Genomic DNA, 16560 nt, shown 5'->3' with positions numbered 1-16560 from the left:
TTATTTGCAAATTCGATTACAAATCCAGGAAAAGCTGATGGATTCGCATATCGTCGTCAAGCTCCGGGTGGAAGGATGTGCCGATTTGCTTTCCTTGGCACGCGGCGACAACATGACCATCTACAGTTGCAAGAGCTTTGGCATTAGAGCCTACTTCTGCAATGTAAGGCGCGCGAATAAACGTCATCGGCACATTGCCTAGCTCACCAAATTCAGCCTCGCAATGGAAGCTTCCGAGCTGGCGTCCGTAAGCATTGCGTTTAACTGTTACGTCTAAAGTGCCAAAACCGTTTACTTCGTCACCTTCCACGTTTTTCGCAAGCAAAATCAAACCTGCGCAAGTGCCAAGAACAGGCATCCCTCCTGCAATGCGCTCGCGCAAAGGTTCGAGCATATTTTGCTCACGAAGAAGCTTAGCTTGCACAGTGCTTTCGCCGCCCGGAAGTACTAAGCGGTCAAAAGACTGCTCCAAGTCGCGCGCTTGACGAAGTTCAATAACGTGCGCGCCTAATTTTTCAAGCATTAAGCGATGTTCAAGAAAAGCACCTTGAACAGCTAAAACTGCTACAGTATGAGCGGAGTTATCAGTATTGGTAGGTGAGTTTGACAAAATCACTCGCCTCGCTCAGCCATTAAAAGCTTGATTTCCTGCTCGTTAATGCCAACCATAGCTTCGCCCAAGTTTTCGGAAAGTTGAGCAATCATCTTGGCATCCTTGTAATTAGTTACAGCCTTAACGATTGCGGCAGCGCGCTTTGCTGGGTCTCCAGACTTAAAGATGCCGGAGCCAACGAATACGCCTTCGGCACCAAGCTGCATCATTAAAGCAGCGTCGGCTGGGGTAGCAACGCCGCCGGCTGCGAAGTTAACAACAGGAAGCTTGCCGTTTTGTGCAACGTATTTTACGAGTTCGAAAGGCACGCGCAAATTTTTGGCTTCTTCAAAAAGCTCATCCTCGCGCATGCTTGTAAGCTTACGAATTGCGGAATTCATCATGCGCATGTGACGCACAGCCTGAATCACGTCTCCAGTTCCAGGCTCGCCCTTAGTGCGAATCATGGAAGCACCTTCGTTAATTCGGCGCAAAGCTTCGCCCAAATCCTTAGCGCCGCAAACGAAAGGCACAGCAAAATCGCGCTTATTGATGTGATACACGTCGTCGGCTGGAGAAAGCACTTCGCTTTCGTCGATGTAGTCGATCTCGATAGCTTCAAGCACTTGTGCTTCAACAAAGTGACCGATGCGGCATTTTGCCATAACAGGAATAGACACAGCCTCTTGAATGCCGTGAATCATTGCTGGGTCGCTCATACGAGAAACGCCGCCGGCTGCGCGAATATCAGCAGGAATACGTTCCAAAGCCATAACTGCGCACGCGCCAGAATCCTCAGCAATTCGCGCCTGCTCTGGGGTGGTGACATCCATAATCACGCCGCCTTTAAGCATTTGTGCCAGTTGACGGTTCAATGCTGTACGGTCTTCGCCGCTTTTGTTTTGCGGATCCGAGGATTCGTTCACAGTTACCGTAGTATTCAAGTTCTCAGCCATCATTCCTCGCTTTAGCTTTAACATATGAGCTTTAACATATGAGATACGTGTATGCATCTTAATATTTCGTGAATTTGCGCGCTTCTACGCTTTAATCTTATGTCGATTATTGCGTACGTTTGCAAGTTTACGTTCTGTTGGAATTTAACCACATTCGTAGGATATATCTCATATGTATTGGTATAAAAATATTACAAAAATATACAAAATATGATTTGATTTTTTGGACGCGCCATAGGTGAGACTGGCTTGTCAATCGACTACGATTAGTAATGCAGTCGACTTGTATTTGGGTTTATGTGGTATGCAAATAGTTATGTTTGCAAATGTGCATTTCCAATAAAGCGGCGAGCTATAAGACAAAAATAAATAAAGAATAAATAAAAAAATAAATAATAATAAATAAATAATGTTTATATGCCATTAAGAAAGGTTTATGGTATGGCTAACAGCAAACCTGAGGAAAGCGTGCACGAAGAAAACGGCGCGACTGAAAAATTCTCCGGTAAAACTAACAATGAGACTAATAAAAGCACTTCTTTCGTTGCGAGCACTGACTCTTCGCTGAATGAAGCTGAAAAATATGCTTATTCAGGCTCGAAACGCAAAATGGGCAAGATCTGGCTATTTAGCTTAGCTATTGTTTTGGTAGTAGTGTTTAGTGCAATTTTTGCAACTCTTACTACATCTAATAAACCAAATAAATCAAATTCAGTATCGGAAATTTCGAACAAAACTATATCTATAGGTCTAAAGTTAGCTCCTACGAATCTTGATATCCGTAATCAATCAGGTTCCTCACTCGACCAGTTGCTTATTGGTAACGTGTATGAAGGCTTAGTTGCTCGCAATGCTACTAATCAGGTAGTTCCTTCGTTAGCTCAAAGCTGGGAAGTAAGTAAAGATGGTTTGCGTTACACATTCCACATGCGTAAGGGTGCTGTATTTTCTAACGGCAATAAGCTTACTGCGCATGATGCAGAATGGTCGTTTAGCGAGCTTATTGCTAAAAAATATCGCGGCTCTAACATGGTTGGAAAAGTTGAGTCTGCTAAAGCAAAAGATGATTACACGTTTGAAATCACTCTTAAAGAGCCAAATGCTAAGCTTTTGTGGGCACTTTGCAGTCGTTCAGGTTTAGTTTTTGATAAAAGCGCAAAGTATGATGCAAAAACTCAAGCAGTCGGTTCTGGACCGTATCTAATTGACAAATTTGTGCCAAATGATCGTGTTGTTTTAAAAGCAAATCCGCGTTATAAAGGTATTCATCGTGCGCAAACTAATAAGATAGTAGTTCGCTATTTTGTTGACGATAACGCAGCGGTTGACGCACTTTCTTCCGGTTCTGTGCAAGCATTAGCTCCTATTTCTGGTCAACTTGCTAAGCCTTTTAAAGATGATTCCAAGCGTTACGATGTCAGTGCAGGTAATGGCACAGATAAATTTGTTCTAGCTATGAATATGAAAGGCGAACGTACTAAGGATAAGCGCGTGCGCAAAGCTATTCGTTACGCGATTGATCACAAGCAAATTATTGCATCTCGTGGCGGCACGGATTTAGCTCTTGGTGGTCCAATTCCTTCTCTTGACCCTGGTTATGAGGATTTAACTAAGCTGTATCCTCATGATTTGCAGCGCGCTAAGGAGTTAATGAAGGAAGTCGGATTTGACGAATCTCATCCTATGGATTTGACGCTTACTTATCCGAATATTTACGGCACGCAAATTGGCGATCAGCTGCGCTCGCAATTGAAGCCTATTGGAATCAATTTGAAAGTTAATATTGTTGAGTTTACTACTTGGCTTCAAGATGTTTATAAGAATAAGCAGTATGATTTGTCGATGGTTGATCACAATGAGAGTCACGATTTTGGGCAGTGGGCGGATCCTACGTATTACTACGGTTACGACAATAAGCAAGTCCAGGATTTGTATGCTAAAGCTATGCTTTGTGCGGATCCTAAAGAGTCAAATAAATTGCTTGCTAAAGCTGCGCGAATTATTAGCGAGGATGCTCCTGCTGATTGGCTGTTTAACTATCGCGTTGTAACTGCGAAAATGAAGAATCTTGAAGGAATGCCTTTTGACATGAATCAAGAGATTTTGCCGCTATACAACCTGCGGCTTAACTGATTTTGTGTTAGCTGTGCGCGACGACCTGCCTTCGCGCATAGAGCGTAGCGCGCGAAGGCAACTCGGAGCGCCGAGCTTGCTCAAGTTGAAAGCACAGTGTGCTTTCAGCGCAAGCGAGGTCTGCCTTCGTCTCGATTGACGAAGGCAGGGAAGACTCACATGTGGGCACATTGGGAATTTGGTTGTGGTTTGTGTGCGCTGACGGCCTGCCTTCGCGCATATTCCTCACGGCATAGCCGTTCGGCTGATTTGGCATGTGAAGCACACCGTGCTTCACAATTGAGCCAAATCACGCTTTGAAGGAGCTTGAAATCCTGTTGATTTCAAGCTCGGTCAAAGCGCGCGAGCGTAATCTGCGCGAGTGTCCCAAAACATGCAAAATGAGACACTCGCGCAGCGCGCAAACTGCACTAGTGCCCGAATTTGTGTATTTGTGGTGCGTTTCGACTAGAAGAACATAGAAAGGAGGCATTTTATGTTTCGCATGATTTGCTACAGAGTATTGCTGTTTACTCTTGCTTTACTTGGTATTTCTGTAGTTATTTTCATATCGTTACGTGTACTTCCGGGCGATGTTGCGCAAGTTATGGCCGGCTTAAACGCTCCTAGCGGAAAAGCAGAGGAGCTTAGAGCAGAACTTGGTATTAATAAACCACTTTTTACGCAGTATGTTGACTGGATTTGTGGTGTTTTCCGCGGTGACTTTGGCGTATCCATGTTAACTGGTCGTTCCGTAAGTTCAACTATTGCGATGCGTGCTTCTATTACTTTTCCGCTGATTCTTTTGGGTCTGTTTATTGCTTTAGTAGTTGGTATTTCACTTGGATGTTTGCAAATTACTCATGAAGGCAAACTTTCACAGGCAATTATGCGCTTTTTGGCTATTACAGCAGGCTCTGTTCCAGCATTATGGGGTTGCATGCTACTTATTTTGCTATTAGGACGCGGTATTGGTGTGTTCAGTTTGTTGCCAACTCAAGGTTTCCCTACAGATGGCTGGAGCGAATTTCCTGAAGCTTTTGCGTCTCTTCTTATTCCGGCTCTTACAGTAGGACTTATTGTTGGCTCTAGTTTTATGCGTTACACTGCTGCAACTGTTGAAAATATTGTTAAAAGTGAAGTAGCTTCTCAAGCTATGGCTTGCGGAATGACTCGCAAACAAGTTGTGTGGCGTGTTGGTTTGCGACTTGCTCTTCCTCAACTTGTATCTGTTATTGGTTTAACTTTCGCTCATATGGTTATGGGCGTGATGGTTATTGAAAACCTGTTTTCCTTACCTGGTATTGGTACGGGAATGGTTCGAGATGTTGGTTTGCGCGATCTAATTGCAGTGCAAGGTGAGCTTTTTATGCTTGCTGCGCTGTTCTTACTAATCGGCTTTGTAGTTGACATTACCCATCGACTACTTGACCCTAGGTTATCTAAAGATAGTTTGAATTAATTTCCTATTGTTGAATCTAACATGCGAATAAGGTGAGTTTTTATGTGCAATATGTCTAAAAAAAGTATCAAAGTAAAATCTACTTTGTTTAAGCGCATATGGAATGCTACTTTCGGTAAATTTGTGTGTTTAACGTTTGCAATATGGTTTTTTGTTGCTTTGCTTTCGCTTTTATGGACTCCGTACTCACTTTTAGAAACTAATGGTTTTAAAGTATGGCAGAAGCCGTCATTTTCGCATTGGCTTGGCACGGACGGCACTGGTTCAGATATGCTTAGTTGGCTTATGGCAGGTTCAAGAATTGAGCTGATTCTCGTTTTTTCTACTGTTCTAGTTGCTACTTGTATTGGGTTTATTGTTTTGAGCTTTATGATTTCTAGTTCACAAATTGTTCGCACAATAAGCATTATGTCTGTTGACGCATTGATTTCTATTCCAACTGTTTTAATTGCGCTTATACTTGCAGTTCCGTTTGGAGCTAGTGTTGTTGTGATTGTTATTGCTTGTGGAACTGGCTATGGCTTGAATTTAGCACGTATTGTACGACCTAGTGCGCAGCTTGCGTTGCAATCTGATTATGTGACTTCAGCTGTTTTGCAAGGTTCCTCGCGTAAATATGTTCTTATTCATCATGTTTTACCAAATATTATTCCTGTTGCTTTTGTTGAGCTTTCTCTTTCTGCAGGAACTGTTATTTTGGCTGAAAGTGGCTTAACATACTTGGGTATTGGTGTTCCTTCTGGAGTTCCTAGCTGGGGGCGCGTGTTGGCTACTTCTGTTTCGTTAATTCACGTAAATCCTTTATCGGTTGTCTGGCCGGGTTTGATTGTGACTGTGGTTGTTGTTGCTCTTAATCTTTTTGGTGACGTATTGCGCAAAGTTTTAGATCCTTCATCAAAAAGTACGAATAAAGTAGGGGAAAAATGAGCTTAAATATTCAAAATCTCACGCTAAAACTTGGCGGAAAACTAATTCTTGACAACGTATCAATTGAGATTTCTGACGGTGAGCGTGTTGGCTTAGTTGGTTCTTCTGGCTCTGGCAAATCTATGCTAATTCGAGCTATAACTGGATTATTGCCGTCAAATGCTGAAATTTCAGGCTCTTGTATGCTTGGCAATTTTCAAACAGTGAAAGCAAAAGATGAAAATTTAGCTTCTATTCGCGGAAAATACGTTGGTGTAGTATTTCAGCAGGCTAATAGAGCGCTTAATCCAATGTTAAGCGTTGAAAAACAAATTTCTTTGCCTTTGCGAATACATTACAATCTAGATGATGACGATATTCACAATCGAGTATGCATGATGCTTGAAAAAGTAGGGTTGTCGAAAAATCTCGCATCTAAACGCACGTTTGAGCTTTCTGGAGGTCAACAGCAGCGAGTTGGTATTGCTACAGCTTTGATTACTTCTCCGCGTTTGATTTTGGCTGATGAGCCTACTACCGCGCTTGACTCGGTTACACAAAGTGAAGTTGTGCGAATGCTTGCTTCACTTGTAGATGATATGGGCGCTTCAATGCTTTTTGTAACGCACGATTTTTCTGTGCTTTCGCATGCTGCTAATCGTTGCTATGTGCTTGATTCTGGGCGTGTGGTCGATAGTGAAAATATTAAGAATTTGCTTGATAATCCGCGTATTTCTTCTACTAAACAATTAGTGAGTGCTGCTAAAAAGTTGACTTTTAGAGCGCAAAATTTAGGTTCTAAAAATTTAGATTCTGTAAAAGTGGGTTCTGCAAATGTTGATTTTGCAAATACTGGTTCTGTAAACGTTGATTCTAAGAAATTTAATTCCCGTATTGGCAATAGTGAAGAAAATTCGCTTATAAATGCAAAAAATATTCACGTTATTTTAGGTCGCGCAAAAACTCGTGCTGAAGTGTTAAGAGGCGTAGATTTAAATCTTAATATCGGCGAATCTTTGGCGATTATTGGCGGATCTGGTTCCGGCAAAACAACTCTTATACGCGCTATGTTGGGGCTTGAAACTCTTTCTGAAGGAAACGTTACTTATTGCGGTGAAATTGTAAATAATGCCAATTTATTAGAAGTAAATAAAAATGCTTGTACGCTTATGAGACGCGAATCGTCGCTTGTATTTCAGCATCCGTTTGCCGCATTGGATCCACGCTGGACAGTTCAAAAAAGTGTTGCTGAGCCTCTTAGAATATGGCAAAAATCGCTTAAATTAGACGATGCAACTATTGAGCAGCGTGTTTGTGAAATGCTGAAATTAGTAGGCTTAAAACCTGAAGATTTTTTGGAACGTCATCCTCACGAGCTTTCTGGCGGTCAAGCGCAATGTGTTTGTATTGCTCGCGCATTAATCAATAATCCTCGAGTTTTGCTTGCTGACGAGCCTATGAGTGCAATTGATGTTGCGGAAAGAACTCGCATTTTAGACGCTTTTGCATCCATTCGCTCCGAGCGTAAAAGCATGTCATGCATATTTGTAAGTCATGATTTGGGTATGATCCGGCATTTAGCAACGCGAGTTATTGTTCTTAATGAAGGAAAAGTTGTGGAATGTGGCAGTGTAAATGATGTGCTCAATAATCCACAAAATGACTACACTCGTGCTCTTGTAAACGCAGCAATCATGTAAATAAATCTTTCTACTAATAAATCTTTCAACTAATTAGGCAATTACCGTCTACTATAGAAGTACTCACTACGTTAAAGAGTACGTTGTTTATTGTGTAGTTAAGCGAAGGGAATACTTATGAATAAGCAGGATGCGTCTAGACCTAGACCAGAAAGTTTTGAACTAGATCATACTAAAGTAAAAGCACCTTATGTGCGCTATATCAATACACAAAAAGGTCCTAATGGGGATGTTATTTCCAACTATGATATTCGTTTAACGCAGCCTAATGAGGAAGCGATTCCTACTGCAGCTTTGCACACAATTGAGCATATGATTGCAGTGTTACTTCGTGAGCGTATTGATGGCTATATTGATTGCTCTCCTTTTGGTTGCAGAACTGGTTTTCATCTGCTCACTTGGGGCGAACACAGCACAGAAGATGTGGCGCGTGCTTTAAAGGAATCTCTTGAGTTTATTGCGTTTAAGGCCACCTGGGATGATGTTCCTGCAACAACTATTGAATCTTGCGGCAACTATAGAGACCACAGTTTATTTGGTGCTAGTCAATGGTGTAAAGATATTCTAGCGAAGGGAATTAGTTCGGATCCTTTTGAGCGCAAACTTGTGTAAGTAATAATTAGCTAATTTTGCGTGATTTTATTTGGTTTCTTTTAGAGGTTGGCATGGAAGATATAACATTGAGAAAAGCAACTCTTGGTGACTTGCGAAATATTGAGCATATTTATGAAAATGCTCGCAAATTTATGCGTGTTACAGGTAATCCTCATCAGTGGGGGAATAGTTTTCCACTTGTTTCAAGTGTTATTGAGGATATTCGTTTAAAACGTTTCTATTTGATTGTTGACGAGGATCCAGAATCGCATAACGAGCGTATTTTAGCGCAATTCGCATTATGTGAAGGTGTTGATGAAGTGTATGCCAGTATTGACGGTGCATGGCTTGATGATATTTCCCCTTATGTAACAATTCACCGCTTAGCATCTTCGGGAATAAAACCAAAAATGGCAACAGCGTGCTTGCATTGGGTGCAGCAAAACTATAATAATGTACGCATTGATACGCATCCAGATAACGTGATTATGCAAAAAGTAATTACGCGTGCAGGGTTTAGTCGTTGTGGATTGGTCGTTATTCCAGATCGTGCGCACAGTGCAGTACGTATTGCATACCAATGGGTGCAAACACTTAATCATGTCATATGAAATGCGCATGTGTTCTTAAAAGCTTATGGAGAGTATACAAAAGAGCATGTAGCATTAAAGCATACTAAATCAGTTAGGTGAGTTATGAGTACAGATTTAAGTAATGCGGCAAGTAATAGTGCACGTAATACGGCAATGTTAGAAGCAAACTATGCTTGTGCGTTAAGTGCATACCCTGGGCAAGTAATTGTCGATTTGAAGGCGCTTCGAGACAATATGCGTACTTTGGTTGAGCGCGTTTCGCAAGATTTGCAGCCTAGTCAGAATGCGCCGGAAGTTATGGGAGTCGTAAAAGCAGACGGATACGGTCACGGGCTTGTTCCTAGTGCGCTCGCGGCTTTGGCTGGAGGTGCTACTTGGCTTGGCACAGCTCAAACGTACGAAGCGTTGCGTTTGCGTGCAGCTGGTATTGATTCTAGCCGTTGCCATATTCTCACTTGGCTTACTAGCGCTCCAACTACGAGATTTGCAGATCTGATTACAGCAGATATCGATATTTCAGTAGGCTCTGTTGACTCTCTTGATGCTGTAGCTTTTGCTGCACGAAAGTTAGGTAAACCTGCTCGCGTGCACGTAAAAGTCGATACTGGTTTTGGACGAAACGGTTTTACGCCAGAAGGTTTTAGTGCCGCTCTAGAAAAATTGCAACAATACTCTAGTGAAGGCGTAATTGAGGTTATTGGCCAATGGAGTCACTTAGCTGTGGCAGATTCTCCTGATGTTCCAGAATTTGTAGATGCAACCGACCGGCAAATCCAACAATTCCACGAGTTTACAAATCGCATGAAAGAAGCATCTGTGGCACCTAAAATCCGCCATTTAGCGAATACTGCTGCAACGCTTAATCGTCCAGAAATTCGTTTTGAGCTTGTTAGACCAGGAATTGGTTTGTATGGATACGAGCCGGATCCTGCAATGGGGGATTCTCAAACTTATGGATTGCAACCAGCTATGACGCTTCAAGCGCAACTTGGCACTGTAAAAGCTGTAGAAGAAGGGCATGGAATTTCCTACGGGCGCACGTATTTAACTCCAAATAATACGAGTACTGCTATTGTGCCGCTTGGTTACGCTGACGGAATTTTGCGATCTGCTTCCGGATTTGATATGCAAGGTGCGCGTCATGTTGATAAGCAGGGCGGACCGGTTAGAGTAGAAACCAATAAAGGTGCGCGAATTTTGAATGTTTCAGGGCGAGTTTGCATGGATCAGTTCATAGTTGATTTAAAAGGCGATGCTGCAGAGTTAGGCGTCCGAGAAGGCGATACTGTAACGCTTTTTGGTCCTGGAAGAGGTGTGGAATTTGCTGAGCCTACTGCCGACGATTGGGCAGAAGCTGCAGGAACAATCAGCTACGAAATCATGACTGGAATCGGACCTCGCGTGCCGCGGCTTTACCGCAATGCTTACGAAGTGCTATCTTCTAGCGATATTGCAAAATTGGACGCAAAAAGTCTTATATAGCTTGTTGCTGCTTGGTTTTTTAGAAGGTTAAATTAGCCTTAATTGCAAATAAAAGAGGTGCTGTATGTGCAACGAAGTAATTGCATCGGATAATGAGATCGTTGGCGAATACGATTTGCATGATACTGAGCGCTGGGCGAGTGAGCCTCATCACACTCGTGTGAGAACGCCTTTTGAACGAGATCGTGCGCGAATCATACACTCATCTGCGCTACGTCGATTGGGTGCAAAAAGCCAGGTTTTAGTTGCGGGTTCGGATGATTTTGCTCGAACTCGCTTGACACATACTTTGGAAGTTGCGCAAATTGGTAGGCAAATTGCAGCAATGCTTGGATGCGATCCGGATGTTGTTGATTGCGCTTGCTTATCGCACGACTTAGGGCACCCACCATTTGGCCATAACGGAGAACGCGCGCTCGCAGAATTAGCGAAAAATATTGGTGGATTTGAAGGAAACGCACAAACTCTTCGCTTACTTACGCGCTTAGAACCGAAAGTTTTTCGCGAAAACGGTAGAAGTGCAGGAGTAAATCTTACGCGCGCAGCATTAGATGCTGCAGTGAAGTATCCGTGGGGATTAGAAGAAGCAAAAGCGCACGATAAAGGCGAGCGTGATTTGAAATTCTGTGTGTATCCGGATGATCGAGATGTGTTTGAATGGCTGAAAATTGGTGCTCCACGCGAAGCAAAACCAATGGAATGTCAAATAATGGATCTTTCAGACGACATTGCTTACAGTGTGCACGATATTGAGGATGCGATTGTAACTGGCGCTTTTAACCCTGCTTTAGTTGCGGATTCAAAAGTTGTAGATGAAGTTATTGAAGAAACCCATGCATGGTATGGTGAACGTTGGGATGTAGATAAACTTTTGGATGCTTTGAAACGTTTGCGCTCGCTTCACATGTTTCCTAATTCTTTCGACGGTTCTCGTCGAGCGCTAGCGCAGTTGAAAAATATTACTAGTGCTCTTATTGGTCGTTTTGCAAGCTCTGTTGAGCACGCTACGCGTGAGCGTTATGGCAACGGTCCGCTTGTTCGCTACCGCGCAAACCTTGTGATTCCGGAAAATACTTCCTACGAAATTGTGATGCTGAAAAGCTTAGCTGTGCACTTTATAATCGCTCCTCGCGAGCGTGAAGTTTATAAGCGCGAACAGAAAATTTTGACAGATTTAGTAGAAGTATTTATGAGCAAGTCGCCGCGCTCGCACGATGCAATGGAGGAAGTATTCGTGGGAGATTGGAACGAGTGCACTAACGATGATGAGCGTCTTCGTGTTGCAATCGACCAGGTGGCAAGTCTTACAGACGGTTCTGCTACAACTCTTCACGCGGCTTTGTGCTAGGTGCTTTTGCTAAGTGCTTTGTTCTGGGTGAGCTGTGAGTGTAGATTTGTTGTAAAGACTAAAGTGTGCGAAGAAGGTTGAGAATGTTTTGTGCAAATTGCGGGAATAAGATTGATGAAGGTAACAAGTTCTGCAGTTTTTGTGGAGCTGTTGTTGAAAGCGATGTAGCCGATTCATACAGCTCATTAAACTCGTCCAACTTATCAAGCTCGTCGCAATCTCATAATTCCTTCAAATTTGACCCTCTTCATAATCGCAAGCAACTCATAATTATGATTACGAGCATTATTCTTGCAATCGCGCTTGTAATTACAGGCACTGTTTTATATTGCGTAAAAAATCCTAATTCAATCGCAAACTTAACCAGTGCAAAAGCCTACGCTAAAATTCCTAAAGCAAAAGCTGGAGACGATACGGATGGAGTTGTAAAATCCTTGGAAAATAAGGGTTTCCGTGCGAAAGTTATAGACGAGTTTGGCGCCGAAAAGAAGGGCAACTTCCTTCGATACGCAAACGTTAAGCCGGGTTCTAAAGTGTCAACTAAAACAGTTGTAAAAATTCTAAGATCTAAAGGCCCGGGTGTTCCTGCAAAAGGCGTTGTTGGCGCAAGTCTGGACAATGCTAAGAAAATTGTGAAGTCAATGGGCGTTCCAGTAAAACTGCATCACGTTCCTTCCACCGATACTGCAGACGGTAAGATTGTTGCGTCTAGCCCTATGCCTGGAAATGCTGTTGGTAAAGACGGCGTAATAAATATTGCGGTTGGCGAAAAGTGCGATGGCGTGCCAGTTGACGTGTTTGGATTAGATAAAGACAAAGCCAAGGACATGCTATCTTCTAAGCCTTTCAGCGTGGATCTTCGCCCGAAGTTCTCGTCTGCAAAGTATTTTGGCAAAATCGTTGGCGCCTACCCAGCTTTGGGCACTAAAGGCAATCCTAAAGCCGTAACGCTTTACTATGGTGTTGACGCGTCCAAAGCTAAGGATGTGGTGACTGAGCCGATGACTTTCGGAGACGAAACGGCTTATCTTGTAACTCGAGCAGGCTCTTTTGTTGGCAAGTGGTGCACGAAGAGTGGCGATTGCATAAATCTTATTCCGCGTTTTATGAGTGGAGTTTCCGAATTAGACACGGAAGAGAAGGACATTACGGAACTTATACCGGCAGATATTGCTGATAAAAACGGTAGAATACCTGATAAAGACCACAAAGATTATATAAATATGAAAGGTGTTCTTACACTAAATTCAACGGGCCAAGATCCTACGGATTACGCTGTATTTGATAAGAATCTTCCAAATAGTTCAATGATGAGAAATCACCTTATTTCTGGTGATACTGGTGCTGTTGAACTGTATTCTGGTGGAGGAGTTATAGAATGCGGCGGTGAGGATACTTTTATTATGGGTGCTGGATTCGCATGCCTGAATGGAAAATACGTTCAGTATCCAGATAACGATCCAGACGAATATCACCGTATTCAAGATGATCCAGGCAATGGTGTTGGTTTCTACTATACAATGCGAGATTTTATGGTAGTTGTGCCTGTTGGTGCGAAATTCGATAAGCTTGTAAATAGCGGATATTTCGTTGGAAAAGTTGAGAATAAGCCTGATTTGACACGACCGTTTATTTTGCGCAGAAATCCTAAGCTATACAAAGAAACGCGCATGGACCAGAAAGCAGGAAGCGATTGGGTTAATCCTTTTGTACCTACGGAGCGTAGTCGCGCGGTTCCGTTCGCTCCAGCTCCGGACGATTCAAACGCGTACTATCTTGTGGAAGAACCTTTCGACTGGAGTGCAATTCCTGGCGAATCATTGTGATTTGGCCGCGTCTAACCACATTTGCCGTGTTATTTTCCCGGCGTTTGTTGCCGTTTCGGCGTTATGTGGAAACATTTGCTGTGAATATTCACGGCGTTTGTTGTCGCATTAAAAAATTGCGCAAGTAGCTGTAGTATAGAAATTAGATTTTTCTGTAGATGAGATTGTTGCGCGCACGAGAGAAGGCTACGATGTTTTGTGCAAATTGCGGGAATAATATTATTCCTGGAGAAAAATTCTGTGGTAACTGTGGTGCTTCTGTTTCATACGGGAATAACGTTGAACAATCTCAGCCTACGGAAGTGATGCAGCCCGGAATTCAGATAGCTCAGCCTGAATATGCAACTCCGCTTATAAAAAATCGCAAACTAATTATTATAAGCGCATGCGTTATAGCAGCGGTTGCAATTATTGCGGCGGCAGTCTTCTTCTTTACTTTTCCGCATTTTCGTAAAGCAGCGCCATCTGAACGCATAGTCGTACCTAAAGCAAAAACTTCACAATCTGCGCAAGATGTTGTACGTGAACTGCAAGAAAAAGGTGTTGAAACTCGCTTAGTAAAAGATTTCGGAGGAAGTAAACCAGGTAATTTTGCGCGATATCAAAACGTAAAACCTGGGCAAGTTATTCGCGGGAATCACGTTGTAACGGTCGTTGAATCCAAAGGTCCTGGAATGCCGGAAAAGGGAGTGATTGGAAAAACTGTTGAAGAAGCAGCACCTCTATTAAAATCAATGGGAGTTCCAGTAAAAGTTTACAAAGTAGCCTCACTTCATCCTGGAAAAATCGCCGCAACTAACCCAATGCCAGGAGAGCCTTTAGATGGAAATAAAGGAATCTTCATAGGCATTGGAGAAGAAGATAAATATCCTGATAGTGGCAGGTCTGTTCCTGTTGAATTATTCGATAAAGATAAAGACGAAGCGTACAAAATGATGTCTGATGAAGGATTCAAAGTTAGACTCGTACCAAGGTACTCATCCCGAAAACACTTAGGCAAAATTGTTGGGTCTAATCCTGGATTAGGGCAATCACATAGGGGAGATTCCGACATAACGCTTTATTATGGCGCTGATGCTTCTGAAACTAAGAAAATGTTTACTAGCAAGCGTGGATATGGTGAAAGTAATCAAGCAACTGTAGTTTCTACATTAGTTCCATTTGTTGGAAAATGGTGCACTAAATCTGGAGATTGCTTAGAGTTTGAACCTACAAATTATGATACAGAAATAGGCGAGAATACTAGAGTGCTTCTTCGTGGCACTCATGCTATGGATGATTTAGTAGATGATGAAAATAATAAAGATTATGCACACAGTTTCGGAATGTGGCAGTATACACAGCAATTATTGGGTGATGCAATTGATACTGATGATAGTGATGAAGATAAGAATTCTCTTCCTTTGCACAATACATTGATTTTTGGTGATTCTGGCATGACTGAAATATTTCGCGATGGTGGAGATCCTTATTGTGGCAATAAGGTATACAATGTGCATTCGGGGTTGTGTGTTAACGGACAATTCCAAGATTACCAAGATTTAGATAGCAATTATCCAGATTATTCTAGCAATAACTTTATTGATGTGCCGGGAGTAAATAAGGGTATAACGTATAAGATGCGCGCGTATTTTGTGCTTGTTCCGGTTAGTGCAAAGCTCGACGAACTAGAAGCAAGCGGATTCTTTAAAGGCAAAGGCAAGACTAAACCGGATATGGATCGTCCGTTTATTTTGCGCAGAGATCCTAAATATTACAGTAAATCAGAGATAACAGTTGCTTCAAAAGATGGTGATATGAGAGACAATCCTTTTGTTCCAACTTCTAAACATAAAGCAATACCTTTTGCTCCAGCTCCGGATGATTCAAACGTTTACTACCTAGTTGAGAAGCCGTTTGATTTTACTGGTTTCATTAAAGATCGGGAATTGTAAAGTAGCAAAAGATTACGAAAGATTGCGGAAGATGCGGCTTGCGCAACTATTTGCGATTTGTGCGTCTTCCGCTGATTTCGTAGCGTATTTTGTCGATATTATCGTTGATTTGGTGTTTTCGACAGTTTCGTCTCGTTTTGTTTATTTCACCAAGTGATTATGTGTTTTCGACGGTTTTGCATCAGTTATATGGTGAATTCTCGCAAATTTGCTGTCATTAATTTAGCCTGAAAATTATATAGCTTTGTTCTATTTTTCCTTCTACTTCATTCATTTTCTAGGGGGGTATTTTGTGATATAGGTCACATGTTTGACCCAAAGTTACACTAACATATTTTAGTGCAAAATTCTTCGCACGCTGTACGTGAGAAGGAAGAAGAAAGGAAAATTATGTTAAACAAGAAAGCTATCGCAGTATTCGCTGCTGCTGCAACTTTGCTATCCGGATTAGCTTTTTCTACTCCAGCGATGGCTGATGATTATTCCAATGATAGTCAAGAAGAAGATGTTGATAATTTGATTTTGGAAGTATTGTCTCGCGCAAATGAAATCGTTTCCGCAGGCGATACGAATGCTAAGGGGTACGCCGAAGCTAAAGCATTGTTGGAAGTAAATCATGAGATTTGCGAAGCTAAGGCTAAGTGGGTTGCAGCTTTAGATGAAGTTGATAACGCTTCTACAGAAGAAGAAAAAGCCGCAGCTCAGAATAAGGCAGATGAAGCTGAATCTTATTATCTTAGTTTGCACCATCCAAAGTTTGATGGCGCGCTCAATAGGTTTGTAGCTGCTATTGATTACTTCGGACATTCTCAAAAAAATTCTGAATCGGCTGACACTCAATCTGTAGATACTTCTATTCCGCATCGTGTCGATAATAGTAAAGCTGATAACAATAAGACTGATAGCGATAAGATTGATAGCAATAAGATTGATAGCAATAAGACTGCTAAACTTCCTAATACTGGTTCTTCTGTAGTTTTGGCTGCTGTCACTGCTTCCATGCTTGCCGGTATTGGTGCTGTTCTTTGCAAGAGTCGTCACTAAATAGTTTATTC

Annotated in this window: 13 protein-coding genes; 11 read left to right on the top strand and 2 right to left on the bottom strand. The window is 42.2% G+C overall.

The features are described from left to right. Window positions 1–16: 16 nt before the first annotated feature. Together pdxT and pdxS are read right to left on the bottom strand one after the other, a co-directional pair. Window positions 17–616: a pyridoxal 5'-phosphate synthase glutaminase subunit PdxT gene (pdxT, locus tag HXT50_RS02915; protein WP_004118885.1), complete on the bottom strand. Its 600-nt coding sequence runs from the start codon at window positions 614–616 to the stop codon at window positions 17–19. Continuing rightward, complete coding sequence (pdxS, locus tag HXT50_RS02910; protein ID WP_064340158.1) at window positions 613–1446, bottom strand: pyridoxal 5'-phosphate synthase lyase subunit PdxS; 834 nt, start codon at window positions 1444–1446, stop codon at window positions 613–615. The genes pdxT and pdxS overlap by 4 nt, the downstream gene beginning before the upstream one ends. Window positions 1447–1989: 543 nt before the next feature. Here pdxS and HXT50_RS02905 point away from each other — a divergent pair. The 11 genes from HXT50_RS02905 (at window position 1990) to HXT50_RS02855 (ending at window position 16549) form a co-directional block, all read left to right on the top strand. Continuing rightward, window positions 1990–3681, top strand: a complete 1692-nt coding sequence (locus tag HXT50_RS02905; protein ID WP_112928747.1) for an ABC transporter substrate-binding protein — start codon at window positions 1990–1992, stop codon at window positions 3679–3681. Between the two features lie 475 nt (window positions 3682–4156). Then, window positions 4157–5122 carry an ABC transporter permease gene (locus HXT50_RS02900; protein ID WP_421777002.1) on the top strand — a complete coding sequence of 322 codons (966 nt, stop codon included), beginning with the start codon at window positions 4157–4159 and terminating at the stop codon, window positions 5120–5122. A 42-nt stretch (window positions 5123–5164) separates the two neighbouring features. Continuing rightward, window positions 5165–6049, top strand: coding sequence for an ABC transporter permease (locus tag HXT50_RS02895; RefSeq protein ID WP_004118899.1), 885 nt, complete (start codon window positions 5165–5167; stop codon window positions 6047–6049). Then, entirely contained in the window at window positions 6046–7728 is a 1683-nt protein-coding gene (locus HXT50_RS02890; RefSeq protein ID WP_421777001.1) for an ABC transporter ATP-binding protein, read from the top strand. Before HXT50_RS02895 ends, HXT50_RS02890 begins: the two co-directional genes overlap by 4 nt. Window positions 7729–7845: 117 nt before the next feature. Continuing rightward, a complete protein-coding gene (locus tag HXT50_RS02885; protein WP_004106032.1) occupies window positions 7846–8340 on the top strand; it encodes an S-ribosylhomocysteine lyase in 495 nt (164 codons plus the stop codon). A 53-nt stretch (window positions 8341–8393) separates the two neighbouring features. Further along, on the top strand, window positions 8394–8933 hold the full coding sequence (locus HXT50_RS02880) for a histone acetyltransferase (protein WP_032842431.1): 540 nt from the start codon (window positions 8394–8396) through the stop codon (window positions 8931–8933). 84 nt (window positions 8934–9017) lie between these two features. Next, window positions 9018–10397 carry an alanine racemase gene (alr, locus tag HXT50_RS02875; RefSeq protein ID WP_421777000.1) on the top strand — a complete coding sequence of 460 codons (1380 nt, stop codon included), beginning with the start codon at window positions 9018–9020 and terminating at the stop codon, window positions 10395–10397. Between the two features lie 64 nt (window positions 10398–10461). Continuing rightward, on the top strand, window positions 10462–11745 hold the full coding sequence (locus HXT50_RS02870; protein WP_004106024.1) for a deoxyguanosinetriphosphate triphosphohydrolase: 1284 nt from the start codon (window positions 10462–10464) through the stop codon (window positions 11743–11745). A gap of 83 nt (window positions 11746–11828) precedes the next feature. Continuing rightward, entirely contained in the window at window positions 11829–13571 is a 1743-nt protein-coding gene (locus tag HXT50_RS02865) for a PASTA domain-containing protein (protein ID WP_032842433.1), read from the top strand. A gap of 191 nt (window positions 13572–13762) precedes the next feature. Beyond that, entirely contained in the window at window positions 13763–15505 is a 1743-nt protein-coding gene (locus tag HXT50_RS02860; protein WP_421776999.1) for a zinc-ribbon domain-containing protein, read from the top strand. Window positions 15506–15895: 390 nt separating this feature from the next. Then, window positions 15896–16549: a hypothetical protein gene (locus tag HXT50_RS02855; protein ID WP_032842434.1), complete on the top strand. Its 654-nt coding sequence runs from the start codon at window positions 15896–15898 to the stop codon at window positions 16547–16549. The last annotated feature ends 11 nt before the right edge of the window (window positions 16550–16560 follow it).

Source organism: Gardnerella sp. KA00243 (assembly GCF_049244105.1).
Lineage (GTDB): Bacteria > Actinomycetota > Actinomycetes > Actinomycetales > Bifidobacteriaceae > Bifidobacterium > Bifidobacterium leopoldii.
Note: the sequence above shows the minus strand (reverse complement) of the source record. Positions and strands in the feature narration are given on the sequence as shown.

Coding starts and splice junctions, on each gene's coding strand:
- alr (WP_421777000.1), top strand. CDS start 9,018: ATGAGTACAGATTTAAGTAATGCGGCAAGTAATAGTGCACGTAATACG.
- HXT50_RS02870 (WP_004106024.1), top strand. CDS start 10,462: ATGTGCAACGAAGTAATTGCATCGGATAATGAGATCGTTGGCGAATAC.
- HXT50_RS02900 (WP_421777002.1), top strand. CDS start 4,157: ATGTTTCGCATGATTTGCTACAGAGTATTGCTGTTTACTCTTGCTTTA.
- HXT50_RS02905 (WP_112928747.1), top strand. CDS start 1,990: ATGGCTAACAGCAAACCTGAGGAAAGCGTGCACGAAGAAAACGGCGCG.
- HXT50_RS02895 (WP_004118899.1), top strand. CDS start 5,165: ATGTGCAATATGTCTAAAAAAAGTATCAAAGTAAAATCTACTTTGTTT.
- HXT50_RS02855 (WP_032842434.1), top strand. CDS start 15,896: ATGTTAAACAAGAAAGCTATCGCAGTATTCGCTGCTGCTGCAACTTTG.
- HXT50_RS02890 (WP_421777001.1), top strand. CDS start 6,046: ATGAGCTTAAATATTCAAAATCTCACGCTAAAACTTGGCGGAAAACTA.
- HXT50_RS02860 (WP_421776999.1), top strand. CDS start 13,763: ATGTTTTGTGCAAATTGCGGGAATAATATTATTCCTGGAGAAAAATTC.
- HXT50_RS02880 (WP_032842431.1), top strand. CDS start 8,394: ATGGAAGATATAACATTGAGAAAAGCAACTCTTGGTGACTTGCGAAAT.
- HXT50_RS02865 (WP_032842433.1), top strand. CDS start 11,829: ATGTTTTGTGCAAATTGCGGGAATAAGATTGATGAAGGTAACAAGTTC.
- pdxS (WP_064340158.1), bottom strand. CDS start 1,446: ATGCTTAAAGGCGGCGTGATTATGGATGTCACCACCCCAGAGCAGGCG.
- HXT50_RS02885 (WP_004106032.1), top strand. CDS start 7,846: ATGAATAAGCAGGATGCGTCTAGACCTAGACCAGAAAGTTTTGAACTA.